This window comes from Chryseomicrobium excrementi (genome assembly GCF_002798305.1).
In the GTDB taxonomy this organism is placed as follows: Bacteria; Bacillota; Bacilli; order Bacillales_A; family Planococcaceae; genus Chryseomicrobium; species Chryseomicrobium excrementi.
Genome location: NZ_PCGR01000003.1, coordinates 164,373 through 190,225, shown reverse-complemented (window position 1 = coordinate 190,225; position 25,853 = coordinate 164,373). Strand labels below are relative to the sequence as shown.

The window sequence follows — 25,853 nt, the reverse complement described above, 5'->3', positions numbered from 1 at the left end:
CTGATTACGCAGTGTCGGATGCTGTCACTATTTCCCGGGAAATAATGGGTACAGAAATCCGTACCAACTCAATGTCTTTTCCAATTCCTTTAAGTGGTGCATGGAATGTCTCGACAGCAAGCCCTTGTCTTTCATCAAGTTGCTGGTAAGTCGCTGCCGTCATCACAAGATCCTGTCCTAGACTCAACTGCTGCACACGAGCTGCCAGATTCACCGTGCGACCGAAATAGTCTAATAAATCATTGGCATTTACAGCAATCACAGTCCCTTGATGCATACCCATTTTGATGGTAAACTGCTGGCCTTCTGAACTCGTCAATGATCCAATGCCCTGTTGGATGGCGAGAGCCGCATCAAAAGCGTTTTGTTCATCTGTAAACACAGCCATCACCGCGTCACCAATCGTCTTTACAATCGTTCCGTCGTGCTTTCGAATCTGGTGTTTCAAATAGTCAAAATGTTGTCGGACGTCGGAATAAGCGAGTGCATCACCAATCCGCTCATACATCGCGGTAGATTCTTTTAAATCTGTAAAGAGAACGGTCAACTGTCCTACTTGGATTTCTTGATCTGGAGACAATACCTCAGTAGCAAACAAATCTCGGAACACCTGCAGACTGGTCAACTCCCGTGCAGTCAAAGCGTCTGCATTCCATTCGAGCTCTTCCACCATGAAGACAATCTCATGCTCACACTGATTTTGTATGGAAAGATGCTGCGTCGGTTGTATATGTGCTGAGTTAAACCCATGTGGTGTATATTCCAGAGCCTGATGCGCTTCTCCTTCGTCATCCACTTGGACCACATGATTCCATTGCAAGATTCGGTAGCGATGCGCTTTTTCCCACTTAGGTAATTGGAGATTTACCGTGGAGTTAGCAGGAATTCGAAACTGCGCTAAAATGTGAGTCGAATTCATCGGGCCATTTACACAATACAGCAATCCAGCAGATGTTCGAATCGCTGGGTCCACATCAAATTGCATTTCAATGGAACGATCAAAATCCATCGTATAATCGATTCCACATAAGTCACAGTGGACGGTGTCTTGAATGTCTCGAAGAGTAACACTTTGCTGTTTTGGAACTCGGCAGTTCGGACACAGCATACTCCAGCGTTGTTGAAGAAGTCCTGCCTTCGTAGCGAGTAAGAACAACTCTAGTGCTTCGCGACGCGCCATCCCCTGTTGACTAGCCCACTTATAGGGCTGCATCCCTGTGACATCTTCGTCATTGGCATTCTGGATAGCATTCAGTAATGGCTCTACGTGCTCAGAAGACGGATACAACTGATACAACGCCTTCGCTCGGCGATCTAAGACGTTCTGCTGCACAGTGACGCGTTGTTTTGCTTGAGGGCGTATCGCCTGCTTATCATAGGAAGCTGCATACTCTTCTGCGTAACGGAAAATGCCTCGTAACTGAGGGATGACGACTCGCTCAAGGGCTACTTTTCCGAGAAAGTTGGCATAGTTAAAATCCCCGTCAACTCGCATCCTAGTCTGTCTTTCATTTACTGCTTCTAATGAAATCTTCCAGAGCGCTCGCTTCATCGGACTTTTCAAATAGATTCGTTCAATCTCAAACCACTCATTCCGCACCCAGGAAAACGTGTACTCTCGCCACTTTGTAGGAATGATTCCAAAGACATTCGCCTTCGCTTCACGAATGACATCGCCTTGATTGATATGTAGAGGTGAAAACTGGACATGAAAAAGCTTGGCATAATGATTGAAGTGATTGGTGTCTGTAGCCATTTCCCAAGCAGCTTCTAGAGGCAGATCAATTACTTGCTGTTCTTCATAGATGATGGTTCCCATGTGGTTCCTCCTACAAGTCGGTATATGCTTCTCGTATAGCCGTAAACTTAGTAAAGTGCATCAAAAACAATTCTGTGAGATCTGGATCAAATTGAAAACCAGCCTGTTGCTGGAAATAGGCGATAATCTCTTCATCTTTCCACGCGGCTTTATAGACCCGAGAGCTTCCTAGAGCGTCAAATACATCGGCAATGGCTGTGATGCGACCGAAGATGTGTATGTCTTCTCCTTTAATCCGTTCAGGATACCCTTTACCGTCCCAACGCTCGTGGTGTTGGTGTGCGATCGTAGCTGCCGCCTGCAAAAGTTCGCGTTTAGAATGACGGAACACTTCATAGCCAATCGCGGCATGTTCTTTCATCGTCTGGTACTCTTCATCCGTCAACCTACCTGGCTTTAGTAATACGGAATCCGGAACAGCCACTTTTCCAATATCATGCATCGGTGACGCCATCCGGAGAAGATCCCGGTCTTTCTTGGGAAGCCCGGCAAGCTTAGCGAGTTCATAGGAGTAAAGCGCAACTCGCTTTACGTGGTTGCTCGTCTCTTTGGAACGGCTCTCCCCAATCTGTCCCATCACTTCAATCATTTCTTGCTGCGTCTTGATCAGTTCGGTATGTAAAAGGTTGTTTTCAATTGCTTTTCCTGCATAGGTCGCCGCTAATTGGATAAGCTGGACATCTTCTTCAGAAAATGTAGAACCAATCGGACGTTTGTTAATAGCCTGAAACGCACCAAAGTAAGTTCCTTGTGCATTTTGAAATGGAACTGTCAGAATGGAATACGTCCGGTATCCCGTCTCTTGATCGATCAACCGATTAAAGCGAGAGTCCTGATAGGCATCTTCGATAACCAACACTTGCCCTGTTTGAATCGACGTTCCTACAAAGCCACTTGAAGCCGGCATACGAAGCGGGTCTACTCCTTGTGCAACGAGCGTCCAGTTCTCAGCCGCTTCTTCGTCGTGCAGCCAAACAGTACAGCGATCTGCAGAAACGAGGTCTTTCCCAAGCTGTGCGAGCTCTATCAGTACTGCTTCAAGCTCCACTTCTCCTGAAATTAGGGCCATCGACTTAAAGATTTTCGTGAGCTTATCCATGGGCACCTCCCTTTCGTACCACGAAATTAGTACTGCTATTTTAACACGTGTATGCTACATTTAGATAGATAGCAAGACGAAATTAGGAGGATGGTCGCGTGACACCCTTTGTGTATCTTTTACTCGGCCATCTGGTCGGCGATTATTTGATTCAAACGAGTTGGATGGCCGAAAACAAAGCGCGCCATTGGGGAGCTCTTTTACTCCATTGCACACTGTATACACTGGCAGTCGCTGCAGCTGCTCTCTGGGGAGGCGTAACGCTGCCATTATGGAGCTTTGGTCTGTTGTTTTTAAGCCATGTCCTATTGGATAGACGAACATTCGTCGTCTGGTGGAACCGCGTCATTATGGGCAACACTACACAGAACTGGTTGTTTATCATGACAGATCAAATCTTTCACATTCTTGTACTGGCTTTGATACTCCACTACTTCGGGATCAATTAAATGAAACAATTGGTCACTTCTTTCGTATACAAATGAAAGGAGTGATTTTTATGTGGAAACAAAATCGACCTCATATCGAACTGGAAAGTACGCCAGTTGAGCGCCTTTTAATAACGCTAAGCATCAGCATCTATGTTCTTTGGATTGGTTGGCTTGTGTGGACGTGGCCGACGCTTCCTGCTGAACTGCCCGCTCACTTTGGTCTAGAAGGTGAAGTGAACCGCTGGGGTTCCAAATGGGAACTAGTGATGCTACCAGGAATCTCAGGCATTTTAGGAGCCTTCATGTTATGGCTTCGAAACAAACCTGAATGGCACAACTACCCTGTTAATATCACGGAAGAGAATGCCCCTTTTTACTACCGTCTCTCTCGAAACCTACTTGTCTGGATCACGTTTGTCATTGTCGCGGGTTTTGCATGGATCAGCTGGGATGTGGTCCAAATTGCGACAGGTAAAAGCACCTTATTAAGCGGTTGGTTCATGCCTTTATTTTTAACAGGGACATTTGCTCCAGTGGTCTATTTCTTTTATAAAATGTTTCGCTATCAATCCGCTACTAAATCGTGAAGGAGACCTCTACGTTGGAAACCACAGATTCATCAACTCAAAAGAACAAAACGAATTGGAAGAGCCAAGCGGGTCAATTGCTTAGTGGTGGACTGTTTGGCTTTCTATTAGTGAGTTATTACTTTCGCCATGACGTGACGTTTTCCGCAACAAGCGCCTTACTTATTTTAGTCATTGCCATCATCAGCTTTATTGCTGGCGTCATCATCCATGAACTGGGTCATGCCGTTGCCGGAAAACTAAGTGGGATGACGATTATGAACCTTTCCTTTGGACCTTTCATCTATGCAAAGACCGGTGGCCAGTCTCGCTTTTTCTTTAAACTACCTGCCATGGGCTATGTGGGACGTGCAATGCTGCGATTTGCACAACCAATTTCCGAAAGCCAGATGAGAAAAAGTATGATTCGCCTCTTTTATGGAGGCCCTCTCAGCAACCTGGTCATTGGCTTGCCTTTACTAGCAACTAGCTTTTACTACGGATGGAGTGGTTGGTTTGTATTTGCTCTCATCAACATCTTTTTTGGACTGACTAACCTCGCGAACATTGAAGGTGCAGGAGTGCAATCAGATGGTCGAGTCATTGCCATGTTGAACGGTAAGCTTCCCGGAGACGATTTGATTCTTGTCAGCTATCAGATTCTCCAGGAAGATCCGCAGGGTGAAGGCAATTGGTCCGAAGAGACTGCAGAGAAAGTAAAGAGCGTGATTGAACGATACCCAGGTTGGCCATTAGCTGCCACCCTCCTTTCTACAGTCGGACCTTATTACTATCACTCGAATCCACACGCGTATCTTGACCTGGCAGAAGGACGTTCCTTTCTTCCGCGCGACAAGCGAGCAGGTATCCTTCAAGATATTGCGGATATCTCGGTCGCTACCGGCTATTACTACGCCGACCGATTGAAGACTGAGCCCACGATGAAAGAGAAACTTCATCAAATCGGGACTCAAGAAACGGTTACTCGTCATATGCGAGATATGTATGTGGCCATAATTGAGGGCAATCGGAATCATGCTTTAACTTCAAATTATGCGGCGGAAGCGGCTCTTGGTGACTGGCATCCGCTCTACCTAGAAGGATCTTCGTTGAAACGAGTGCTACGAGAAATACGACAAGACGTGAAAAGCAGCTGACCAAAACGGTCAGCTGCTTCTTTGTTAGATACTTGCATTGATAGCGGATGATGAAGCTGCCTCGTCCGCTTTGACACAGTCAATGGCGACGACAAGCCCAATCATGATTTCCTCAAGGTTTTCTTGATACACCGTGATTTGGTAACTGTCTCCCCATGTGAACCATTCCTTTGAGACACTCCCGATTACTTCTCCATGTTGCAGAACATCAAAGTCCATATCCCACCAGTTCCCCTGCACTTCAATCCCTGCTGCGTCAATAGTGTACTTCGCCTTAAAGAAGGAAAACTCTTTTTTAATAGTCAGTACTTGCTTTCCATTGACATCTACGAAAAATTGCGGCAAGAAACTAAACGTCTTCTTTGTAATCAGTGCCACTTCGTTACGACGTGTGTCGTAGATACTGAACGTCTTTGGAATTTTCATAAAGCTGCCTTCTACATAATACGCATCTTGTTGCTGCTCGTCTTTCACTGTAAATTGCCCGTTTAAACTGAACACCTTTTGTTTCATATAGAGTTGTCTCATGTTTTACCCCTCCCGATTATTTTGCTACTACTTTTTACGGATGAGGTGGGTGAAAAGATTCAAGAGTTCCGAAGTATCCCAAGCAGTTTTTCGTTGATAGCTAAATACTGAGCAACCTCTTCGTCAGACAATGCATTGAACATCTCTAAATGTTGTTTTCGGCCAAGCTCTTTCGCTTCATGCAATACAGCCTTTCCTTTTTCAGTGATGGCAAGAAGCGTTTGGCGACGGTCTCCCTCTACAGATTGACGCACAGCTAGATCCAACTTCACCAGTTTGTTTCCGATATTAGTCATGGCACCACCTGTAAAATTCAGAGTCTGTGCAAGCTTCATTGAGTTTTGAGGCCCCTTTTTTTCAAGCTCACTCAACACAAGAATGGGCGAAATGCCTAATGGATGAGGGAATTCTTTATTCCAGCGCAAGATAGCCTCATTGGTAACGGCTTCTGCTGTATGAATCAATTCAAATAAATCGTTTGTTCGGCGAGTCATGTTCATCTCTCCTCTAATTGTAAAAAATCCTGCAATAATTGAAGGTTCTGATTTAGAAATGCTCTATTCTTTTCAATTCCTCGTCGCTCGCACCATCCGATACTATTAAATGCATCTGTAAATCTGTAAAACGGCAAAACGGCATCCAGTTCGATTAACGGACGCACGCTACGGTACCCATCTTGATAGGCTGCAAAGAGCGCAGGATCTTGCTGCAAATAGTCTCGGTAAAGCTTTGTGAAATCCATTTCTGTAGCGCCGAAGCGGACACTTTCAAAATCGATACTTCCAGATACGCTATCGCCGTCGACTATAATGTTAGCGGGTCGAAAATCCATATGGAGAAAACTAGGTCCATCTGCTTTAGGCAACTCTTGTTTCATACGCTCGTAAGTTTCGATGGACTGTTCGAGCTGCTGCTGACTGATCTGATTTTTCGTATCTTCTGCAAAGCTATAAAACATGCGGTCTACAAAAGCACGCCAGTCGGGATATTCATTATCAATTCCTTGTATTCCATTTGGGCGAATCGAATGTAACTCTGCATGATGTACACCTACATTATAAGCCAGTCGGGTCGAGTTTGAGCTGCTGAGAGGGCTGCCTTTCAAAGCTGAAAGTAGAAATGCTCCTGGCACCTCATCACCACCTTCCCACACGTCGAGTAATTTCGGGATGGCCACTTGCCCATCTAACAGCTGATACGCTGCTAGTTCACGTGTGAACTTCAATTTACTGTATGGAATTTTAATATAGGTCACTCGACCATCTTCTAACGTAGACTTGTAAACTGTCGAGCTGAAAGACTCTGGAACATCTTCTAGCTTCGATTTGTTCAAGTTGAACTGATTTTCAATCTGCTTAATCATAATTTACCCTCCTTTTAATGTAACTTTCTCCCAATACCTCCGTCTTCTCTTTAAGGGAGGATTTTTATGAAAAAACAACTTGTTATCTTTTTAAGCGTATTTCTACTATGTACTCTAATTTACATCAATCCGTTTCAACCGGCGCCGTTCGCTCCAGACATCGTGACAGCAAGTGGCCAGAAAGCGGAGGTCATTGAGGGCTCCTATTGTTGGAGTTCTTTCATCGGGATAAAGTGTGTTGATAAAGTGTACACGAGTGGTTACGATATGGCTAGTTCTGCCAAAGTCAAAAAAGTGGCTCCCGGAGAAGTCATTGAAATCTACTATCCGCGGCAGCCAGGCACAACTGTAGAACTGATTGAGTGGCAGAACGAAAACCAATCCACTGAAGCTCCGCTTACAAAAAATGAGTTTACTGCACCTAAAGATCCTGGCATTTATTATTATTCAGTACAGGCTGATTGGAGACGAGGTGATGGTGAACACGCATTTCGCATAGAGGTCGTTTCCGAATCAAAATAATACGCCCTTACCCCGGATGCAGGTATACTTTTAGCAAACGGGAGGGATTGCTATGGCCACACGCTGGATATTTGGTAGTCAATTAAACCACCAATTGCCCATCATAAAGGAAGCCGATAAAGAGCACGATGTTTTTCTGTTTGTCGAAGCACAGTCTCGCTCTACCTGGCAGAGCTATCACAAACAAAAGCTCGTGTTGATTTTTTCTGCCATGCGACACTTTGCACAAGAGTTGGAAGAGAAAGGCTATACAGTCGACTACAGGGAAGCTGAATCGTTTCAAGATGCCTGGACTGCCCACCACAAAACCTACAACTCAGATACCGTATACATAACGACTCAAACCGATTACCGGATGCGAGTGGCTCTCGAGAAATGGCAGTCGAGACTTGCGAAAGACATCACAGTAACGTATTTATCAGATATCCCTTTATTCATGCTCTCTTATGAGGAAGCATTGGATGCTTTAGATGGTGACGGCCCTTGGATGATGGATCCTTTTTACCGTATGATGCGCAAGCGATTTTCGATACTCGTTGAAGATACTAAACCTGTGGGAGGTAAATGGTCGTTCGATAGTGACAACCGCAAACCCGCTAAAAAAGGAACCACATTTTTAGAAGCGCGTAGCTTTCGACCGGACGAAGTGACTCAAGAAGTGATTCAAAAAGTGACATCCGAATTTAGTTCAAACCCTGGCTCTTTAGAGAATTTTCGTTGGCCGGTGAATCGAAAAGAGGCCCTTGCTGCTCTCAACCAATTTATCGAGGACCGCCTCCCTACGTTTGGCACCTATCAAGATGCGATGCTCATGGATGAGCCCTTCATGTCCCATGCCCTCTTATCGTCTTCCATCAACATCGGACTGCTATCTCCAAAGGAAGTCATTGAAAAAGCCGAGCAAGCGTATCTTGATGGTCATGTGCCTCTTCATGCTGCAGAAGGATTCATCCGGCAAATTCTAGGGTGGCGGGAATATATGCGAGCGGTTTACATCCGAACGATGCCAGATTACCGGTCTGTCAATACATTCGGTCATTCTGTAGATCTGCCTTCGTTCTTCTGGGATGCTAAGAGTAACATGAACTGTATCCATCATTCCATTCAACCTGTTGTTGATTACGGATACAACCATCACATTCAGCGACTGATGGTGCTTGGAAATTTTGCAAACTTGTTCGGAATTTCACCTCAACAGACGGCAGATTGGTTCAACGAACTCTACATTGATGCCTACGATTGGGTCGTACTGCCGAACGTACTAGGAATGGCGCTGTATGCAGATGGCGGTTTATTATCAACAAAGCCTTACATCGCTTCTGGTAACTATATAAACAAGATGAGTGACTACTGCAGCTCGTGTGTGTTTCATGTGAAACACCAACTCGAAGACGATGCCTGTCCTTTCAATGCTTTGTATTGGAACTTTGTGGATCGACACGAAGAAAGGTTGGCTTCGAACCACCGGATGGGGTTCATGGTGAAGCAGTGGCAAAAGCGTGAGGAAGAAGATAAGGAAGCCATTCGAAAAAAAGCCGCTTCATTGAAAGCACAATTAGCGTCTGGTGCATTTCATACCGATAAGAACACCTCCTACTTAGAGTGAGCAGGAGGTGTGTTAAGTCACATTATTTTCGTACCATTTGGAACTAACTGATCTGGTTGCAGCAAGACAACGTCGCCCTCCTCCGGAACTCCACCGAGTACCAGAACCTCCGATTTAAAACCTGCGATACGCCGTGTCGGGAAGTTCACAACAGCAGTAACCTGTCTGCCAATCAATCGCTCTGCAGTGTATCGTTTCGTAATTTGTGCAGAAGAGTGTTTAATACCAAGCTCTTCTCCGAAATCAATATGTAGTTTAATCGCTGGAATGTGCGCCTCCGGGAACTCTTCAGCAGCTACTACTGTCCCGATTCGAATATCGAGTGCTGTAAAATCTTCATATTCTGCCACTTGCTCCACTCCTTAAAAGACAAATTGGACGAGTACCATATAGAACAACGTTCCTCCGGCTATGGTAAGCAACATATTCCGCTTCCAGACATGTAGCGCAACGACGACTCCAATCCCAAGAAGTTCAGGGAGTCCATAAAGGCCACTTGTCCATTCCACATCCTTCACACTATAAATCACCAAAAGACCTAGAACAGCTGGTGGCAACAGTCTTCCTAAAAACAAGACATAGCCGGGTGTCGGCTTATGTGCCGGGAAAATCCAAAAAGCTAGAAATCGGGTAAGCATCGTCCCAAGTACTACGACGGCGATGGTGATAATTTGCTGTGTCAGTGTCATAACGGCTTCACTTCCCTTCGCTCAAGTGGCTTACGGAAGGCAATCAAAATCACTAAAATTCCAATCATGGTTGGAATGACAAATTGATTCGCTCCAAATACCATTAATGAGACAACGGATACGACTAAACCAATCAAAGCACTCGTATGACGTTTCTCTTGTAGCCAGTTTTCCAAGAAGATCACGACAAACAGTGCTGTCATCACAAATAGCAAGCCTTCTGTGTTGAATGTAATGTATTGTCCGAGTAACGCTCCTAGAGTAGATCCCCCCACCCAGTACATGTGATTGTAGAGGGTCACAAAGAACATGAACCATCCTTTATCAATCGAAGGGTCGGGCTTCGCCGTATAGTTGATAGAAAATGACTCATCACACATTCCAAAGATCAAATAGAACTTCTTCTTGCCCACAGAGTGATACTTGTCGAGCATCGAAAGTCCGTAGAACAGATGACGTGCATTCACCATAATCGCTAGTAAGAACGCCTGAAATGGAGCGAATGCCATAAGTAGCAGATTAGCCGTAATGAATTCGATGGACCCTGCAAAAATAAAAAAGCTCATCAAGATCGGAAAGATCGGATGAAAACCAAGTGAGGTCATATAAATCCCGTAAGCAGCTCCTAAAAACGTAAAGCCAGCTAGAATCGGGATGGTTGCTGGAAAGGCGGCTCGTGCTGCCAGTCTCACAGGTGTTGCCATATCACAACAGCCTCCTTCTCTATACCTCAGTTTTACCATACTTCCTTACTCAAAGTAACTTTATTTTCTGATTTTCACAGAAATGCTTCACTTCCGCTTTGACTTTCCATAAAAGTTCCTGTAAATTACTCTATGGACGAACATTAAATTAATTTTTTTATATAATATTCGCTTTTAGGGGATGAAACTAATGGAAAATGTATTCGATTATGAAGATATTCAGTTAATACCAAATAAATGTATCGTAGAAAGCCGCTCAGAATGTGACACATCCATCCAGTTTGGAAAACACACATTCCGCTTACCCGTCGTTCCAGCCAACATGCAGACCATCATCGATGAAAAGATTGCTGTATATTTAGCGGAGAATGGCTACTTCTATATCATGCACCGCTTCCAACCAGAGTCTCGCAAGAGTTTTATTGAAATGATGCAGCAAAAAGGGTTGATCACCTCTATCAGCGTCGGGGTGAAACCAGAAGAGTATTCGTTCATCGAAGAGTTAAAAGAGCAAAGTTTAGTTCCAGATTATATTACGATTGATATCGCACACGGACACTCGAATGCAGTTATACGCATGATTCAACATATCAAACAACATATTCCGGAAACCTTCGTTATTGCAGGGAATGTAGGTACTCCTGAAGCTGTTCGTGAACTTGAAAACGCAGGAGCAGACGCAACAAAAGTTGGTATCGGACCAGGGAAAGTATGTATCACAAAAATCAAGACTGGATTTGGAACAGGTGGCTGGCAACTGGCAGCTCTTCGCCTATGTGGGAAAGCAGCAACTAAGCCAATTATTGCAGACGGCGGCATCCGAACTCACGGAGACATTGCAAAATCCGTTCGTTTTGGCGCTTCAATGGTGATGATCGGCTCGTTGTTTGCAGGTCATGAAGAATCTCCAGGTGAAGTGAAAGAAGTCGATGGCAAAGTCGTGAAAGAATATTTTGGTTCTGCTTCCGAGTTCCAAAAAGGCGAACGCAAGAACGTTGAAGGCAAGAAGATGTTTGTAGAGCATAAAGGCAAGCTTCAAGACACGTTAACCGAAATGGAACAAGATCTACAGTCTTCCATCTCTTATGCAGGCGGCGACTCATTAGACGCCCTGCGTCATGTGGATTATGTAATCGTCAAAAATTCGATCTTTAATGGAGATAAAGTGTTTTAATTCGAGTTCTGCATACTTTTTGCACAGTTAGTGGGTAACCCCTTTGTATAACCTACAAGGAGGAGGATTCCCATGAACCCTTATATCAAATTCGGTTTGATGATTTTAACATCCACAATCGTGATGTATGGCTTGATGTATTTCAATACGTATGAGTTAGGACATGTGACATTCAGTGAGACCAGAGTCTACATGGCGATTATGATGGGCGGTTTCATGGCGCTGATCATGCTACTCTTCATGCTCAATATGTATAAAAAGAAAGCTATTAATCTTGCTATTATGGGTGGTAGCGTAGTTGTTATAGCGCTTACTCTTTTCTTAGTGCGCAGTCAAGTGACTGTAGATGATACGAGTTGGATGAAAGCGATGATTCCTCATCACTCCATCGCTATTTTAACGAGTGAACGTGCAAACATTGAAGATCCGCGAGTTAAAGAACTAGCCAATCAAATCATCAACGCACAGAAAAAAGAGATTGATGAGATGAAAGCACTTATCAAAGATTTAGAGGAAAACGAATAAAGAACCCCTGGGGTTGTAGCTGAATCAAGTAAACTTGGTTCATAGACAATCCTAAGGGTTCTTTAGTTACTTCCAGCGATAGCCGATCCCCCAGACTGTAACGAGGAACTGAGCGGTTGGAAAGTCTGCTTTTTTCAATTTCTCTCGGAGATTTCGAATATGGGAATCCACTGTCCGGGGATCTGTGTAAGAATCGTATCCCCACCCAATAGCAAGCAACTGTTCACGACTATACGTCCTCTTCGGATGTTTCATCATGGCTTCTAGGATCTGATATTCCTTCATCGTCAGTTGGACGCGACCTTCGTTCCACAGAAGCGCATATTCTTCTGGATCTAACCGGTACCCATCCGATGCCACGCCTGCTGGAGCCGGTTCTGGAACTCTACGCAGCAACGCCTGCACTCGAGCCACTAGCTCCTCTTCATCAAAAGGCTTGGTGACATAATCGTCTGCGCCAAGTGTTAGGCCTTTCACCACTTCCTCTTTCCCTTCTCGTGCTGTCAGCATCAACACCGGAACAGTAGACAGTTTTCGGATCTCTGTACATACTTCAAACCCGTCCATGCCTGGCATCATGACGTCTAAGATTACCAAATGAATCTCCTGTGTGCGAATGACATGGAGGGCTTCTTTCCCATCTAGGACCTTTACACACTTAAATCCTTGAGGTTTCAAGAACAATTCGACGAGGTCCACCATTCGCCGTTCGTCATCCAAAATTAGAATCTTCTTCATCTCGTCCCTCCTATAACCGGATGGTAAAGGTTGTCCCTTTACCCAGCTCACTCTTCACTTCAATGGTTCCATCATGGGCTTCGACTAATTCCTTCACGATAGCAAGCCCAAGACCTGAACCGCCATGTGACCGAGAACGCGACTTTTCAATACGATACAAACGGTCAAAGATGGCTTCAAGCTGCGAACTCTCCATGCCTGGACCGTGATCTTTTACCTCAATTCGTACTTTTGAGCCCTCTGTCCTTGCTGCAACATGGGTCTCTACCCCTTCCCCGGCATAGCGGCGTGCATTGTCCAATAGATTGACTAGTATTTGTTCCAGACGCAACGGGTCCGCTTGCACAACAAGCTTCGGTTCACAAGTAAACGTCAACTTGCTGCCTTGTTGTTCAAAGGATGGCGATAGGCGCTGCCACAATCCTTGGATGAATGGTTGTAGTTTAATAGTTTCTTTAGTCACTCGGAAACTAGGATCATCGAGCTTGGCAAGTGCAAACAAGTCTTCTACCAGTGTTGTCAATCGCTCCGTCTCTTCCTGAATGACCTGTAAGTAGTGCTGCTTTTCATCTAGCGTCAGATCTGGTCGCATGGCAACTTGCGAATACCCAGCCAAATAAGTCAAAGGTGTGCGCAGCTCGTGGGAGATGGACGACAAGAACTCGGTCCGGGTCTTTTGTAGATGTTCCAAGTCTCTAGCTAGTTTGTGAATGGAAGCCGCTAGTTCCCCAAGCTCGTCTTTGCCCTCTACCGGTAGCAACACATCAAAGTCACCTTTACTCAACTTCTCGGTTGCCACTTTCATTCGATTGAGAGGCTGGGTCAAAAAGCGCGTCATCAGTACATAGATCACAATAAGTACTAAGAAGCTACCCAAGCCAGCCAACAGAAAGTGAAAGTTCAGCGTATCCATAAGTGCTTGAATCGCTGTGGTGCTCTGCAACATAACCAAGGTGCCGGATTCGCCTTGTGCTGTCTCAAAAGGATGGGCACTTATCAGGAAAGGTTCCTCTTTCCAAGAACGTTGCACCATCGTATCTTCTGAATAACTCGATAGCTCCCACCTATCTCCGAACGTCTCCCAGTCAATTCCCGTCTGCTGTGAACCGTCGATGAGCTGGTTGTTTTCGTCAAACACAGCGACTCCACGATCTTCACGGGACTCCATTAACAAAATGTGATGGAGGGTCTGCACGGAGAAATTGTCTTCAAGCACTTCTCGGTGATTCGCACCTGTAGCCAATTGACGAGCATATTCTTCTTCTACCCGGACTTGACCGATACTCGGATGTAGATACATCATCAAGAGTCCTTCAAGTAGCAGTATCGTGACCAAGAATACAGCTGCTAGCTTCACAGACAACTTGTTCATCAGGTACCCCCCTTACAAAAAAGGCCTCCCACTACGGAGAGACCCTCAAGCTGTTAGTTCACAGGTGACAGTTCACTTTCTGTGACCCATTTGTGATTAGTCACGTCATCGCCTGTCTCTTTGTCAGTATAGTTTACCATATAGACCGTTGTTTCTTCAGCGGAATCGATAGTAGCAGTGGCCCCGTCCATGCCTTCCATGTGGTCTGCATCGAGCGTCACTTCAGTTCCCACTTCAAGAGGTGCTTCACCTGCGTCCTCTAGCTCTTCGTGGACGACCCATTTATGATCTTCTACAGGATCTCCACCGGTAGTTGGTGTATAGCTGACTGTATAAACTGTTGTATCAAAGGCTCCAACAATCTCTGCCTCTACACCTTCCATACCTTCCATATGCGCATTCGTAATCACTGCCATGTCACCAACAGCGTACGTAGGGTCGCTAGCTTCTTGAAGACCATCTGGAATAGATCCATCTGTTGAGTGGTTCATCGAGCCATGCCCCATGGCCCCATGGTCCATTTCTCCTTGATCCATGTTTTCATGCTCTTCCATTTGAGAATCGTCCATCATCATATCGTCGTTTGCATCTCCACAAGCCGCGAGCAACAAGGTTGCCGCCAATGTCAAAGTAGCAAATTTACTAGAGTTTTTCATAATGAGTTGCCTCCTTCATAGTTGTCTAGTTGTAGCATACCCAGTAAATATGAAAAATCTGTGCAGAAGCTTGTTATAGTTTTATTTTTTCTTGCTTCTGATACCACTCTACCGTTTTTCTATCTGATTGACAGGGAGCCTCATAGTCGTCTTTGTAAGGTTCATTTCCTTTTCCAGTAATTACGACCCAGTCACCAGATGACGCCTGTTCGAGAGCAAACCTTATTGCTTCCGTTCGATCTTGAATTCGTTTACCTGTAAACTCAAGAGCATCTAATTGGTTCTCCATCTCAAGTTGAGACACACCATTGCGATCATCCGACGTCAAGATTGACAAATCGCTGCCCTTTAGAGAAGCATCAATCATCGCTTGGCGCTTGCTAGCGTCTCGATTTCCTCTAAAGCCAAACACATGCAAAATCCGGCCCTCTGCTAAATTGCGTACACTAGACAAAACCTGATTAAAGGCGTCTGCAGTATGCGCATAATCAATGACCACATGAATATCATTTGATACTAAAATTACCTCGAAGCGACCAGGAACTCCTTGAAATGAATGAAGCGCTTGTTGAATCCCTTCTTTTGAACAACCCATCTGAATGGCAATCGTGGCTGCCAGCTCCGCATTGATTCGATTGTGAAACGGAAGATGGTGACTCTGCGAGCTATCTTCTAAGTTTCGCTTATCGACTTCCAGTACACGAACTCCCCGAGTTTTCAGTTGGTCCGAAAGACGACTTCCCCAAACATCTTCTTTCCAAATAACTGCTGTCCCTTCAGTTTTTAATTGATTGAAGAGACGGGATTTCACTTCAAAATAGGCTTCCATTGTACCGTGGTAGTCTAAATGGTCTTGATCTAGATTTGTGAAAACGGCAAAATCAAACTCGATACCTTCGATGCGAAGCTGATCGATCCCGTGTGAAGAGACTTCCATAATGACAACATCATCTTCGCTTTCATGCAACAGTCGCTGAAACTGTAAGCTATCCGGCGTGGTATTCGGCGAAGGCAATGTCTTCCCATTAATTACATAGTGGACCGTTCCAAAGAGAGCACAGCGTTTCCCAGCCTGTTCTAACATTTCTCGCAACAAGAAAGATGTAGTCGTCTTCCCATTCGTCCCAGTGATACCAATGACTACTTTTCGTGATGAAGGATTGTTGTAAAACCGTTTTGCTGCAAGTGCAACTGCTTTACGCGTATCGGCTACACGTATGTAAGGTACTTCCAAAAGGGCACGCTCCTGTGTCCCTACAACTGCTGCGGCTCCAGCGGCCACCGCTTGGTCGATATAATCATGTCCGTTTGATGTATGACCGGTCAAAGCAAAGAAGACGTCTCCTGGTTGGACTCGTCTAGAATCGGTCTCGACTCCTCGAATTTGGATAGAGGGATAGGAATTTTGTATAGAAAACGCGTCAAGCAATTCATGTAAATGCATCAATTCGACTCCTTCATTAGCAAGTGTGGCGCGACAATTCCCATTTTTTCTGAAGTACATGCGCCATCCATAAGAGCACGCACATATATATGATTAAGACGATGAGCGTCTCTCCGGTATACAGATTGATCTGATTTCCCGCCACCGTATAGATGACGATAAGCGGGAGTTTTCCAAGTGCTGTTGCTGTCAAAAAAACGAGTGAAGAGACGGGTGTGACGGCACTGACTAGATTGACAGCAATCGATGGGACGATTGGTAGTAGCCGAGCAATCAAGACTATCTGAAAACCATTGGTCTGCATACGTTCAAATAGACGCTTTGCAGCATGATGTTTTGTCATATACGTTGCCGCACGATCTGGAAACAAGTAGCGGATCAGCAAGAAAAATGTGAAGGTACCTAGTAGAGAACCGAATACCGTGAGCAGTAAAGCAGTAGCTACCGGCAAGTTGTACCCGATCACCCCGTAGAGAACAGGTAGTGGCATAAATGGAATCATCGATGCTACAAATACGGCAACAAATGCTACAAATCCAGATAGTTGGGTGGATTGTTCGATGAGTTCTTTTATGGTCTCTATCATAAATTTGTGATATCCCTCTCGTTCTATGTATACCATCAGTATAAAATATCAAAATACTATGCAAAAAGTGTGAAGTGTATCAATTCTTAAAAATGAATCGTATGTCTTAGACTTTACATACCCCCACCTCGTATCATATCATAACTAGTAGATAATTAGAGATTTGTATAGATAGGATGAGGCGAATGACTGAAGAAACCCAAAAGCTTGCTGTCAATGGAGGAATCGGATTTGGATCCAAATTGAACGCGCGTCAACTAGCCACTTTGGCTACTTACATGGCGGAAGACGATGAATTGGAACTGACCACGTTTCAACAGCTCTATGTAGATATTCCAAAAGATCAAGTATCTGAAGCTACTGAAGCCTTTAGGGCGGTAGGGTTATCTGTCTATCCGGTCGGAAATTTTGTGAAGAGCCTGCGGACCTGCAACTTCTGCAAAGGATCTGAGCAAGAGGGAATGCCTGTAGCGAAGGAAATCAATGAACGGATTGCAGGGCGTCCCGTCCCGTTCACTGTTAGAGCCGCATACACGGGATGCGCTGTCGGATGTGGCGAACCTCGCGCAAATGATATCGGTGTGATGAAGATGAAAGACACATATAATCTGTATGCTGGGGGAAAAGCGAAAGGCATCGATGCTCAGCTAGGAGAAATCGTTTTAGAAGATGCCACGCCAGAGGAGCTGTACCAAGCCATTGATCGCTTGATCGACTTATATGCAGCCGAAGGAAAAAAACGGGAGCCGTTGGCCAAGTTTGTATATCGCTATGGAATGGATCAAGTACGAGCTCTTGTCGCGCCATAACTTGGTTGCATCCGCTTCCAAAACGGTGTATGATAGTATTCCTGCCCATTTTCAGAAAAATCGACAGGGGACTTGAAAAAGTTCATTTTTCGTGAGAGGGATGATTGGATGGACAAAGAGCAACTCGTTAGCCAAGCACGCGAGATCAAACAACGCGCTTATGCACCGTATTCGAAGTTTCCTGTTGGCGCTGCGCTATTAATGAAAGATGGTCGTGTGTTCACAGGCGTGAACGTAGAGAACGTCTCTTTTGGAGCAACCAACTGTGCAGAGCGAACGGCTATCTTCACAGCCATCACTGAAGGCTACCACAAAGGAGATTTCGCTGAGATCGCTGTTAACGGAAACACGGAAGATTTCTTGCCGCCTTGCAGTATCTGCCGACAGGTAATGGCTGAGTTCTTCGAACCAGATATGCCAGTGCATTTAACTAACGATAAGAACGAGATTCGCACGTTGGCTCTTAAGGAACTATTGCCAATGGCGTTTACTGATTTAGATATGTAAGAACAGAAAAGACCGCTTTGCGATAATCGCGAAACGGTCTTTTTTCTTAAGAAAGGAGCTTTAGCATGATCCACTTGACCTCAGTTTCAAGACGTTCCGAAGTAAACAGTGAAGACTATGCCGCCCACACTCCTATCATTAGCAATTTAAAGACATGGAAATTCACCAAGCCTGTGACCCTTCTCGTGGGAGAAAACGGCAGTGGAAAGTCGACTCTTCTTGAACTGATTGCCAGCAGTGCCGGAAGTATCACTATTAGTGGAGAAGATACATATAGAGAAGAAACCGAATCGCTACTGAAGCTCGTCTGGTCCATTCGCACGAAAAAAGGATTTTATTTTAAAGCGCGAGACTATAGTGATTTCATCGAGCGCCTGCAAACCATCAAACGAGAGACCCGCGAGATTTTAGCGGAGATTGAAGCACGGGACCCCCACTCTTGGGAGGCTCTGCCGCATCGGAACACGCTTGCCGATTTGAAACGCCTTTACGGAGACGGCTTAGAATTCCGGTCACATGGAGAAAGCTTTTTAGATCTGTTTCAAGCGCGATTTCAGCCCGGTGGCTTGTATATTCTCGATGAGCCCGAGGCACCGCTCTCTCCAGCCAGACAACTGACACTCATCTCAATGATCAAAGAGATGATAGAGGAAGATGCGCAGTTCATCATTGCCACGCATTCTCCTATTCTAATGGCGTTCCCTGGTGCTGAAATCTTGGAACTTCGAGATGGTGTTCTTCATCAGACTCGTTTTGATGAACTGGAGCATGTCACATTGACAAGGGATTTTCTCCAAAATCCGGAGCGCTACTTACGGCATTTATGAGGTTCTACTCAGATTACTAGGTCCCTGCACTTTAGCTCGTTGCATAAAACGGACTAAAAGCATACCTAACAGAACGCCTGTGGCACTAGATACCATGAAGCCCGGCATAAAGAACAAACCACCGACTTTAGTTCCCATAAATAAGGCTGCGTACGGGACCGCCACTAAAGAAGCGATGACACCTGTACCGATAAATTCTCCTGTTGCGGCCATTCTCGTACGTTTGCTATAACGATAGAAAAGACCTGCTAATAAGGCTCCTATCACACTTCCTGGAATGGCCAATAAGGAGCCTGTACCTGTGAAAATTCGAATTGTTGCTGTAAATAGCGCTACAATCCCAGCGCCAAGGGGACCGAATAGAACAGCTGCCACTACATTAATAGCATGTTGAACAGGAAAGGCTTTAGCGACCCCTAAAGGAATCGAGACAACCAAAGAGCCTAGTACACCTATGGCACTCAACATGGCCATCTGAATCAATCTTCTCAGCTCCATCTGGACACTTCCTTCCGCACTAAGTGGCGAATGGTTTGCTGACGGTTCACAGAGCGGCTAATTGCCGAGACCACCGCTACACCTCGCGCTCCTGCTTCCCATACCACTTGCACGTTTTCTTCTGTAATGCCCCCGATACCTACAATAGGAATTTGCGGATACGCTTTAGAGACTTCACGAATGATACGGACTCCAGCTGGAGGCCGCGCATCTGCTTTAGATGACGTAGCAAATACGGGACCAATCCCCAGATAATCCGCACCTTCTTCAATAGCTAGCTTGGCTTGCTCGAGGGAATGTACAGAAACTCCTAATAAGCGATCAGGACCTATCTGCTCACGTGCGAGCCGCACCGATCCGTCTTCTTGTCCGATGTGCAACCCGTCTGCGTTCACTGCTAGGCAAAGTGCCACGTCTTCATTCACAATAAACGGAACACCGAAGCTAGAACATAGGGCTTTGCAGTTACTAGCCAGTTGCAATAAGTGAGTACCGGTTAAAGCGTTGGCTCCCTTCTCTCGTAACTGAAAGTGGGTAATTCCTGATGCTAGGGCTTCAGCAAGGACTCCTTCTACAGATTCGGTCTCGCTATCGGCTGTGCCCATAATGAAATACAGACTCTGTTCTTTCATTTACACCAGCCTCCTTTCCTTCTTCAAAGAGTCGGTAAGCAGCATGATGCGTTGGGCCATGGCCTGAACCGATATGGAGCGGGTAGTTGAGTGCTGCTTGAATGAACTGCTTTGCTGTGGCGCAGGCTTGTTCCATCGACATACCTTTGGCGAGTTCCGCTGCTATCGTTGCACTAAAAGTACAGCCCGTCCCATGTGTCTGAGTGGTATCGAGTCTCGGTGTGGACAACCTAAACTCTTTCCCCGTTTGATCTAGATAAAGGTCGGTTGCAGTCGGCCCTTTCCGGTGACCACCTTTTAAAAGGACCGCGTAAACTCCTGTCTCTAGCAAGTTTTCCATAGAGCGTCTGGCACTGTTATCATCCGTAATCGGGATACCCGTCAACAGTTCCATCTCAGGCGTATTGGGTGTAACAAGAATAGCGTGAGGAAGAAGGAGCTGTTTGAGCGTGTCAATCGCTTGTTGCTCTAATAACGAGTGACCTCCTTTTGCCACCATAACGGGATCTACGACAAGATTTAGCCAACTGTAAGTCACTACCGCTTCTACTACTCGTTCAATAGTAAACGGATCCGCAAGCATCCCTGTTTTCACTGCGGCCGGTTGAAAATCTGCACCGATAGAGTCGAGCTGAGCCGATAACAGTTCTGGTTCTACAACACCGACTCGCTGAACACCTAATGTATTCTGAGCCGTCACCGCAGTTAACACGGACAAACCGAAGACACCCCGTTCTTGAAACGTCTTCAGATCTGCCTGGATCCCAGCACCGCCCCCACTATCAGAACCTGCAATTGTTAGTACTTGTGGAACCGTCATAGTGTGTAGACCTCCTCATCTGTAAGGGCCTCTAATAGGGCATTCGAAAATCCACCTATTCCACTTTGCACAGCTCGTTCACCTGCTCGTCCATATCTAAACATCCCATCTTGGATTGTCTCGAGACTTGTGTCTTTTGTCAGCCATGCTGCAAGTAAGCTACTAAGGAGGCACCCTGTACCGACTACTCGTGTCATATCAGGGTGACCCGTAAGGTTGGTCAAGATCGTCTTGCCGTCTGAGATGTAATCGACCGCACCAGAGATGACTACTGTAGTCGCGTACTTAGAAGCAAGTGCTTTCGCTAAAGTGAAACCATCTGTTTCCCCTGTTCCCGCATCCACACCTCTTGCTTTCCACTCCACACCTAATAGAGCTGCTGCTTCACCTGCATTGCACCGAATGAGCGTAGGACGCGCACTAGCAATAACAGTATTCGCTGCCTCTAAACGATACGCAGACGCTCCAGCTCCCACTGGATCTAAGACCCGCGGAATTCCCTTTTTCACTGCCGCTTCTCCAGCAAGCTTCATACTTCGTACCGTCCGCTCGGACACTGTTCCTAGATTCAAACTGAGCGCATCTGCTAACTGAACCAAATCTTCGACCTCACGCTCTTCATCTCCCATAATGGGCGATGCTCCAATGGCCACTAATCCGTTAGCTACAAAGTTAGCCACGACATAATTGGTGATGCAGTGAACAATTGGTGTTGTGGGCTGTTTGTTATCGTTCAAAGCTCGGCACCTCATTTCGGACATTCCAAGTCTCCTGAGTCCACGCTTGTTGCCAGAAGTGCCACTCATAGTAGACACTGCGTTTGAAATGCTGTTTCAATTCTTCGAGTCGTTTTTCGGACACTCCCGATGCGAGCTCGTCCATCCGATTTTTCTGTTCTTCTACAAGTGTGGCAAACCATTCCGAACCGTAGGTTGCAATCCAGCGCTTGTAAATCGGATTGGCTGGAGTCGCATGCTGAAGCTGGACTCCGATTTCATAATAGAGCCAATAACACGGCAATAATGCCGCAAGAACATCTGCGACATCTCCCTGAGCCGCTCGGTACATATGGGACACGTAGGCATAGGCAGATGGTGACGGTTCAAAGGCTTCCCAATCTGAATCGGTCACTCCAAGTAGTTGCATAAACGATTCGTGTAGACTGAGTTCTGCTGCACAGGTCTGCTCCGCATGGTGGGCAAATGAGCGCGTCATGGCAAGGTCCGTCGCTTTCACAGCCCCCAGTGCCTGCACTTTGGCAAAATGCGTTAGATAATAGGCATCTTGCATGACATAAAAGCGAAATACGTCCTCCGGCAACGTCCCTTCAGCTAACCCCGTAACAAAGGGATGATCAAAACTACTCTCCCAGACATCTTTACATTCTTCTCGTACTTCTTTACAAAAACTCATCGTCTCCCCGTCCTTTCTGACAACAAAAAAACGCCACTCTCCCAAAGGAAAGCAGCGTGAAGCCGTCAAAATAAACTACCAGAACGGTCGCGCCACTTCCCTCCGCTGGTATGATCCAGATCAGGTTCAAAGGGTCCGGACTTCTGTCCGTCTCAGCCTCTTCGGCTCCCCTAGTGGATGTGCATGTAGTTGTCGCGATTACTATAGCACATTCTATTTTTGTATGCAAAGTATGTTTTTAAGAAAGGCGGTACACAGACTCCGGACGGAAGATGACATTGTCACCTAATGTCGGTCCCTTTCGAGTTGTTTGACCTGCCAAAAGTGACCACATATGCGATGATGAAACAACAAGACGCGCTGTCGGAAGCTTTTCTTAGTGTCATTCGGCGTAGTTATTTCGGGTAAGTATTTGATACGAGGGGGATTAGTGATGAAAAAAACGGTAGTGATTACGGGTGCAAGTGATGGGATAGGTGCTGCAGCTGCACGACAGTTAAAGAGAAACGGACATGAAGTGATCCTTGTCGGACGCTCTAAACAGAAGACGGAAGCTCTAAGTAAAGAACTAAACGCACCCTATCATTTAGCGGATTTCACGAAATTACGTGACGTAGAGCGCTTGGCTGAAGAATTGCAAACCTATCCAACCATCGATGTTCTTGCGAATAACGCAGGCGGCATCATGGGAAACCGCGAGCTGACAGAAGACGGCTTTGAGAAGACGTTTCAAGTGAACCACTTAGCCGGTTTTTTGCTGACTAAGCGCTTATTGTCAAAATTGATTGCTAGCAAAGCAAGTGTCATTCAGACCTCTAGTGAAGCAGCGAACTTGTTTGGGAAAGCATTTGATATCAATGACTTGAACAACGCATCGAACTATTCCCCAACGAATGCGTACGGCAACGGAAAGCTCGCGAACATTTATTTTACTTGGGAGCTACAAAAACGCTATGGCGATCAAGGCATTTCCGCCGTCGCCTTTCATCCAGGTGTTGTGCGGACGAGCTTTGCTTCAGAGACGAACCACTTCATGCGTTTCATGTACCATACACCACTCAAGTACTTGATCACCATTTCTCCTGAGAAGAGCGCTGAGTCACTGGTCGCTTTAATCGAGGGAACACCAGGTGTTGATTGGGAACCCGGCGGCGTGTACTACAAAGGGCGGCCGATGCGTGTCCAAGCAATTGATGACGGGACTCTACCTCGACTTCTTTGGGAGAAGAGTGACAAGATGCTGCAGTAAGACCGCTTAATAGTCACATCCTATGTGAATGAACTAGTTTACATCTAAGGAGGAAAAACGATGATCACTATTCTTGCAACACTCCAAGCAAAACCAGATATGGGAGAACAACTCGAGCATCATCTAAAAAAGGTGTTAGCTCCTTCACGCTCAGAAACAGGTTGTATCTCTTACACGCTACATCGTGTTAATGATCACCCTGACACCTTTGTGTTTTATGAAGTATGGGAAAGCCAGCAAGCACTCGAAGCGCACGTCGCCTCTCCTCACTATGAAGAGTACCGAAACAACACGGCTCCTTTAATTGCCAATCGAGACGTGAAGTTTTTAACTGTAGTTGAAGATTAACTAATCCATTCCACATAAAAGCCGATTTGCATCTTCTGCAAATCGGCTTTTATTCACTGGCTGCTCGCCACATCCAAAAATATCTCTTCAAGTGATGGTTCGTTCACTTCTATACGATACACATCTATCTTCATCTGTGCAAAAGCCCGTGTAATGACCGGAATCATCGTGTCATCTTGAAGTGTGAACGTAAAATGTTCAGGAGAGCTATCCAGGATTTCTCCGTGGTTCTCGATCAGTTTCGTTAGAATCGCTTTACTGTCTTTCGATGCTTGTGCATGTTTCATCGTTACTTCTAAAGTCGGTTGGAAGCGGGTGCGCAGCTCTTCAAGCGTCCCTTGCGAACGGACCACCCCGTTCTCCATAATTGCCACTTCATCACACAGTTTTTCGACTTCGTCTAAATTGTGCGAGGTCAAAAATACGGTCGTGCCTTTTTTGGCCAAGTTGCGGATGATCTCGTGGATTCCTAAAATCGAGTCTGCGTCTACCCCTGAAGTTGGCTCATCTAGAAAAATCAATTCAGGAGCGTTCACCAATGCTTGTGCAATCCCCAACTTTTTCTTCATTCCGAACGAAAACTTCTTCGTTTTCACATGCGCAGCATCCTCTAATCCTACTTGCTTCAACAAATTCATATAGTACGCATTTGGCTGCTCGAACTTTAGAAGCTTTGCGAAATAACGCAAGTGCTGCAATGCTGTCATGTCTTCATAAAACATGGAGTAGTCAGGCATCACGCCAATTTTTCTTTGAACAGCGGATGATAGCGGGAGTGGCTCACCTAACAGATGCACGCTCCCTTTCGTCACAAATGAGATTCCCGTCATGATATTGACAAGGGTTGACTTCCCTGCACCGTTTCTCCCTAGAAACCCAAAGATGCTTCCTTTCTTCACTTGCATAGACACTTGGTTCAACACGGTTTTTGCACCAAACTCTTTCGTTACATTCTTGACTTCAATTGCGTAACTCATAAATCTCTCCCCTTCACTAACCAGCAACTTGCCGCCACAAACAAAGCTGTCATGGCAGGTAAAACGAGGTATCCTAAGTATCCTGTTGTTTCATCAAAATAAAAATACGGCATCACATAATTTACAAAGCGGATCACCACGTTCGAATTGTCCACCAATCCCCAGAATCCGATGACAGGAAGACCGATAGCCAGCACGGTGCCGACGAATAGAGATAGACTAGGCTTTGTGATAACGGTCGATAAGAATAAGAACAAGCCGATAAAATACGCCATAAACAGTAAGATCACCAAGTATTCTCTCACATAAAACGTACCTGAAAACGGAATCAACGCGAGCGAGACAACTGCTAAGCATATCACCCAGAACGCAAACATGCCGATAAACTTTCCAATGACGATTTCTGTACGGGATACTTTAGTGACCAAGAACCGCATCGTTCGTGTGTGTGTTTCTCGGTTTATGCTGTCATGGGATAACGCACTCACAAACAATGGCCCTGCAATAGTGAGCAGTGCAACTAACCCCGCAATGTACATCCCTTCAAAGCCAAGTTCCGCGGTCTGGACTTGAAAATTTTGAAACAGCTTCGCACTCCCTAAAGTGACCACCAATAATAAAGCAATGATCAGAAATGCTTTGATACTTTTAAATTGACTCTTAAATTCATAAAAACTAATGGTTTTCATGTAACTTCCTCCCTCATACCCTTACTATAACGGGCCTATCTTTCCATCCTCTTAACTGAATCTTAACGCCAGATTAAATCTGCACAGAAATTATCAGTTTTTGGG

32 protein-coding genes and 1 riboswitch are annotated in these 25,853 nt (G+C 45.6%); of the genes, 12 read left to right on the top strand and 20 right to left on the bottom strand.

Going from position 1 to position 25,853, the window contains the following annotated elements:
* Window positions 1-4: 4 nt before the first annotated feature.
* Both CQS04_RS09990 and CQS04_RS09985 read right to left on the bottom strand, forming a co-directional pair.
* On the bottom strand, window positions 5-1,819 hold the full coding sequence (locus CQS04_RS09990; RefSeq protein WP_100354011.1) for an adenylate/guanylate cyclase domain-containing protein: 1,815 nt from the start codon (window positions 1,817-1,819) through the stop codon (window positions 5-7).
* A 10-nt stretch (window positions 1,820-1,829) separates the two neighbouring features.
* Window positions 1,830-2,918 (bottom strand): HD domain-containing phosphohydrolase, encoded by a 1,089-nt coding sequence (locus tag CQS04_RS09985; RefSeq protein WP_100354010.1) that lies wholly within the window; start codon window positions 2,916-2,918, stop codon window positions 1,830-1,832.
* Between the two features lie 98 nt (window positions 2,919-3,016).
* On the opposite strand from CQS04_RS09985, the gene CQS04_RS09980 reads away from it, so the two are divergent.
* The 3 genes from CQS04_RS09980 to CQS04_RS09970 are packed head-to-tail and all read left to right on the top strand — an operon-like array spanning window position 3,017 to window position 5,072.
* The gene (locus CQS04_RS09980) at window positions 3,017-3,367 is read left to right on the top strand and encodes a DUF3307 domain-containing protein (protein ID WP_100354009.1); all 351 of its coding nucleotides are present in this window, start codon (window positions 3,017-3,019) and stop codon (window positions 3,365-3,367) included.
* A 50-nt stretch (window positions 3,368-3,417) separates the two neighbouring features.
* Window positions 3,418-3,936, top strand: coding sequence for a DUF1648 domain-containing protein (locus CQS04_RS09975; protein ID WP_165775514.1), 519 nt, complete (start codon window positions 3,418-3,420; stop codon window positions 3,934-3,936).
* 14 nt (window positions 3,937-3,950) lie between these two features.
* On the top strand, window positions 3,951-5,072 hold the full coding sequence (locus CQS04_RS09970; RefSeq protein ID WP_165775513.1) for a M50 family metallopeptidase: 1,122 nt from the start codon (window positions 3,951-3,953) through the stop codon (window positions 5,070-5,072).
* A 24-nt stretch (window positions 5,073-5,096) separates the two neighbouring features.
* Here the strand turns inward: CQS04_RS09970 and CQS04_RS09965 are convergent, their stop codons facing one another.
* From CQS04_RS09965 to CQS04_RS09955, 3 genes are read right to left on the bottom strand one after another with little or no spacing between them, the layout of a single operon-like run.
* Window positions 5,097-5,600 carry an LURP-one-related/scramblase family protein gene (locus tag CQS04_RS09965; RefSeq protein WP_094942728.1) on the bottom strand — a complete coding sequence of 168 codons (504 nt, stop codon included), beginning with the start codon at window positions 5,598-5,600 and terminating at the stop codon, window positions 5,097-5,099.
* Between the two features lie 59 nt (window positions 5,601-5,659).
* Window positions 5,660-6,094 (bottom strand): MarR family winged helix-turn-helix transcriptional regulator, encoded by a 435-nt coding sequence (locus CQS04_RS09960; protein WP_100354006.1) that lies wholly within the window; start codon window positions 6,092-6,094, stop codon window positions 5,660-5,662.
* Between the two features lie 2 nt (window positions 6,095-6,096).
* On the bottom strand, window positions 6,097-6,963 hold the full coding sequence (locus CQS04_RS09955) for an aminoglycoside phosphotransferase family protein (protein WP_100354005.1): 867 nt from the start codon (window positions 6,961-6,963) through the stop codon (window positions 6,097-6,099).
* 66 nt (window positions 6,964-7,029) lie between these two features.
* On the opposite strand from CQS04_RS09955, the gene CQS04_RS09950 reads away from it, so the two are divergent.
* Complete coding sequence (locus CQS04_RS09950; protein ID WP_100354004.1) at window positions 7,030-7,485, top strand: hypothetical protein; 456 nt, start codon at window positions 7,030-7,032, stop codon at window positions 7,483-7,485.
* Between the two features lie 52 nt (window positions 7,486-7,537).
* On the top strand, window positions 7,538-9,091 hold the full coding sequence (locus tag CQS04_RS09945) for a cryptochrome/photolyase family protein (RefSeq protein WP_100354003.1): 1,554 nt from the start codon (window positions 7,538-7,540) through the stop codon (window positions 9,089-9,091).
* 17 nt (window positions 9,092-9,108) lie between these two features.
* Here CQS04_RS09945 and csaA read toward each other — a convergent pair whose 3' ends face one another.
* The 3 genes from csaA to CQS04_RS09930 are packed head-to-tail and all read right to left on the bottom strand — an operon-like array spanning window position 9,109 to window position 10,484.
* The gene (gene csaA / locus CQS04_RS09940) at window positions 9,109-9,441 is read right to left on the bottom strand and encodes a chaperone CsaA (RefSeq protein WP_100354002.1); all 333 of its coding nucleotides are present in this window, start codon (window positions 9,439-9,441) and stop codon (window positions 9,109-9,111) included.
* A 12-nt stretch (window positions 9,442-9,453) separates the two neighbouring features.
* Window positions 9,454-9,780, bottom strand: a complete 327-nt coding sequence (locus tag CQS04_RS09935; RefSeq protein ID WP_100354001.1) for a branched-chain amino acid transporter permease — start codon at window positions 9,778-9,780, stop codon at window positions 9,454-9,456.
* A complete protein-coding gene (locus CQS04_RS09930) occupies window positions 9,777-10,484 on the bottom strand; it encodes an AzlC family ABC transporter permease (protein ID WP_100354000.1) in 708 nt (235 codons plus the stop codon). Before CQS04_RS09930 ends, CQS04_RS09935 begins: the two co-directional genes overlap by 4 nt.
* Window positions 10,485-10,674: 190 nt before the next feature.
* Between CQS04_RS09930 and guaC the strand changes: the two genes are divergently transcribed.
* Window positions 10,675-11,658: a GMP reductase gene (guaC, locus tag CQS04_RS09925; RefSeq protein ID WP_100353999.1), complete on the top strand. Its 984-nt coding sequence runs from the start codon at window positions 10,675-10,677 to the stop codon at window positions 11,656-11,658.
* Between the two features lie 72 nt (window positions 11,659-11,730).
* On the top strand, window positions 11,731-12,183 hold the full coding sequence (locus CQS04_RS09920) for a DUF305 domain-containing protein (protein ID WP_100353998.1): 453 nt from the start codon (window positions 11,731-11,733) through the stop codon (window positions 12,181-12,183).
* Between the two features lie 66 nt (window positions 12,184-12,249).
* Here the strand turns inward: CQS04_RS09920 and CQS04_RS09915 are convergent, their stop codons facing one another.
* The 5 genes from CQS04_RS09915 to CQS04_RS09895 form a co-directional block, all read right to left on the bottom strand.
* Window positions 12,250-12,921 (bottom strand): response regulator transcription factor, encoded by a 672-nt coding sequence (locus CQS04_RS09915; RefSeq protein WP_100353997.1) that lies wholly within the window; start codon window positions 12,919-12,921, stop codon window positions 12,250-12,252.
* 10 nt (window positions 12,922-12,931) lie between these two features.
* Window positions 12,932-14,293: a sensor histidine kinase gene (locus CQS04_RS09910; RefSeq protein ID WP_100353996.1), complete on the bottom strand. Its 1,362-nt coding sequence runs from the start codon at window positions 14,291-14,293 to the stop codon at window positions 12,932-12,934.
* A 53-nt stretch (window positions 14,294-14,346) separates the two neighbouring features.
* Window positions 14,347-14,949 carry a YdhK family protein gene (locus tag CQS04_RS09905; protein WP_100353995.1) on the bottom strand — a complete coding sequence of 201 codons (603 nt, stop codon included), beginning with the start codon at window positions 14,947-14,949 and terminating at the stop codon, window positions 14,347-14,349.
* Window positions 14,950-15,022: 73 nt separating this feature from the next.
* Window positions 15,023-16,393, bottom strand: a complete 1,371-nt coding sequence (locus CQS04_RS09900) for a UDP-N-acetylmuramoyl-L-alanyl-D-glutamate--2,6-diaminopimelate ligase (protein ID WP_165775512.1) — start codon at window positions 16,391-16,393, stop codon at window positions 15,023-15,025.
* 16 nt (window positions 16,394-16,409) lie between these two features.
* Window positions 16,410-16,979, bottom strand: coding sequence for a TVP38/TMEM64 family protein (locus tag CQS04_RS09895; RefSeq protein ID WP_165775511.1), 570 nt, complete (start codon window positions 16,977-16,979; stop codon window positions 16,410-16,412).
* A gap of 185 nt (window positions 16,980-17,164) precedes the next feature.
* Between CQS04_RS09895 and CQS04_RS09890 the strand changes: the two genes are divergently transcribed.
* The 3 genes from CQS04_RS09890 (at window position 17,165) to CQS04_RS09880 (ending at window position 19,122) form a co-directional block, all read left to right on the top strand.
* Window positions 17,165-17,788, top strand: a complete 624-nt coding sequence (locus CQS04_RS09890) for an NAD(P)/FAD-dependent oxidoreductase (RefSeq protein ID WP_100353992.1) — start codon at window positions 17,165-17,167, stop codon at window positions 17,786-17,788.
* Between the two features lie 108 nt (window positions 17,789-17,896).
* The gene (locus CQS04_RS09885) at window positions 17,897-18,295 is read left to right on the top strand and encodes a cytidine deaminase (RefSeq protein WP_100353991.1); all 399 of its coding nucleotides are present in this window, start codon (window positions 17,897-17,899) and stop codon (window positions 18,293-18,295) included.
* A 65-nt stretch (window positions 18,296-18,360) separates the two neighbouring features.
* Window positions 18,361-19,122: an AAA family ATPase gene (locus CQS04_RS09880; protein ID WP_100353990.1), complete on the top strand. Its 762-nt coding sequence runs from the start codon at window positions 18,361-18,363 to the stop codon at window positions 19,120-19,122.
* On the opposite strand, the gene thiW is transcribed toward CQS04_RS09880, so the two are convergent.
* From thiW to tenA, 5 genes are read right to left on the bottom strand one after another with little or no spacing between them, the layout of a single operon-like run.
* A complete protein-coding gene (gene thiW, locus CQS04_RS09875) occupies window positions 19,117-19,620 on the bottom strand; it encodes an energy coupling factor transporter S component ThiW (RefSeq protein ID WP_100353989.1) in 504 nt (167 codons plus the stop codon). The genes CQS04_RS09880 and thiW overlap by 6 nt on opposite strands.
* The gene (gene thiE, locus CQS04_RS09870) at window positions 19,611-20,252 is read right to left on the bottom strand and encodes a thiamine phosphate synthase (RefSeq protein WP_100353988.1); all 642 of its coding nucleotides are present in this window, start codon (window positions 20,250-20,252) and stop codon (window positions 19,611-19,613) included. Before thiE ends, thiW begins: the two co-directional genes overlap by 10 nt.
* Window positions 20,209-21,072: a bifunctional hydroxymethylpyrimidine kinase/phosphomethylpyrimidine kinase gene (thiD, locus tag CQS04_RS09865; RefSeq protein ID WP_100353987.1), complete on the bottom strand. Its 864-nt coding sequence runs from the start codon at window positions 21,070-21,072 to the stop codon at window positions 20,209-20,211. The genes thiE and thiD overlap by 44 nt, the downstream gene beginning before the upstream one ends.
* Window positions 21,069-21,809 (bottom strand): hydroxyethylthiazole kinase, encoded by a 741-nt coding sequence (gene thiM / locus CQS04_RS09860; RefSeq protein ID WP_245858798.1) that lies wholly within the window; start codon window positions 21,807-21,809, stop codon window positions 21,069-21,071. The genes thiD and thiM overlap by 4 nt, the downstream gene beginning before the upstream one ends.
* Window positions 21,799-22,485, bottom strand: a complete 687-nt coding sequence (tenA, locus tag CQS04_RS09855) for a thiaminase II (RefSeq protein ID WP_100353986.1) — start codon at window positions 22,483-22,485, stop codon at window positions 21,799-21,801. Before tenA ends, thiM begins: the two co-directional genes overlap by 11 nt.
* Before the next feature lie 80 nt (window positions 22,486-22,565).
* A riboswitch (TPP riboswitch) is annotated at window positions 22,566-22,667 on the bottom strand.
* A gap of 251 nt (window positions 22,668-22,918) precedes the next feature.
* On the opposite strand from tenA, the gene CQS04_RS09850 reads away from it, so the two are divergent.
* Complete coding sequence (locus CQS04_RS09850; protein ID WP_100353985.1) at window positions 22,919-23,734, top strand: SDR family NAD(P)-dependent oxidoreductase; 816 nt, start codon at window positions 22,919-22,921, stop codon at window positions 23,732-23,734.
* Between the two features lie 60 nt (window positions 23,735-23,794).
* Window positions 23,795-24,082, top strand: a complete 288-nt coding sequence (locus CQS04_RS09845; RefSeq protein ID WP_100353984.1) for a putative quinol monooxygenase — start codon at window positions 23,795-23,797, stop codon at window positions 24,080-24,082.
* A gap of 53 nt (window positions 24,083-24,135) precedes the next feature.
* Here the strand turns inward: CQS04_RS09845 and CQS04_RS09840 are convergent, their stop codons facing one another.
* Window positions 24,136-25,059, bottom strand: a complete 924-nt coding sequence (locus tag CQS04_RS09840) for an ABC transporter ATP-binding protein (protein WP_100353983.1) — start codon at window positions 25,057-25,059, stop codon at window positions 24,136-24,138.
* Window positions 25,056-25,748 (bottom strand): ABC transporter permease, encoded by a 693-nt coding sequence (locus CQS04_RS09835; protein WP_100353982.1) that lies wholly within the window; start codon window positions 25,746-25,748, stop codon window positions 25,056-25,058. Before CQS04_RS09835 ends, CQS04_RS09840 begins: the two co-directional genes overlap by 4 nt.
* Window positions 25,749-25,853 lie beyond the last annotated feature (105 nt).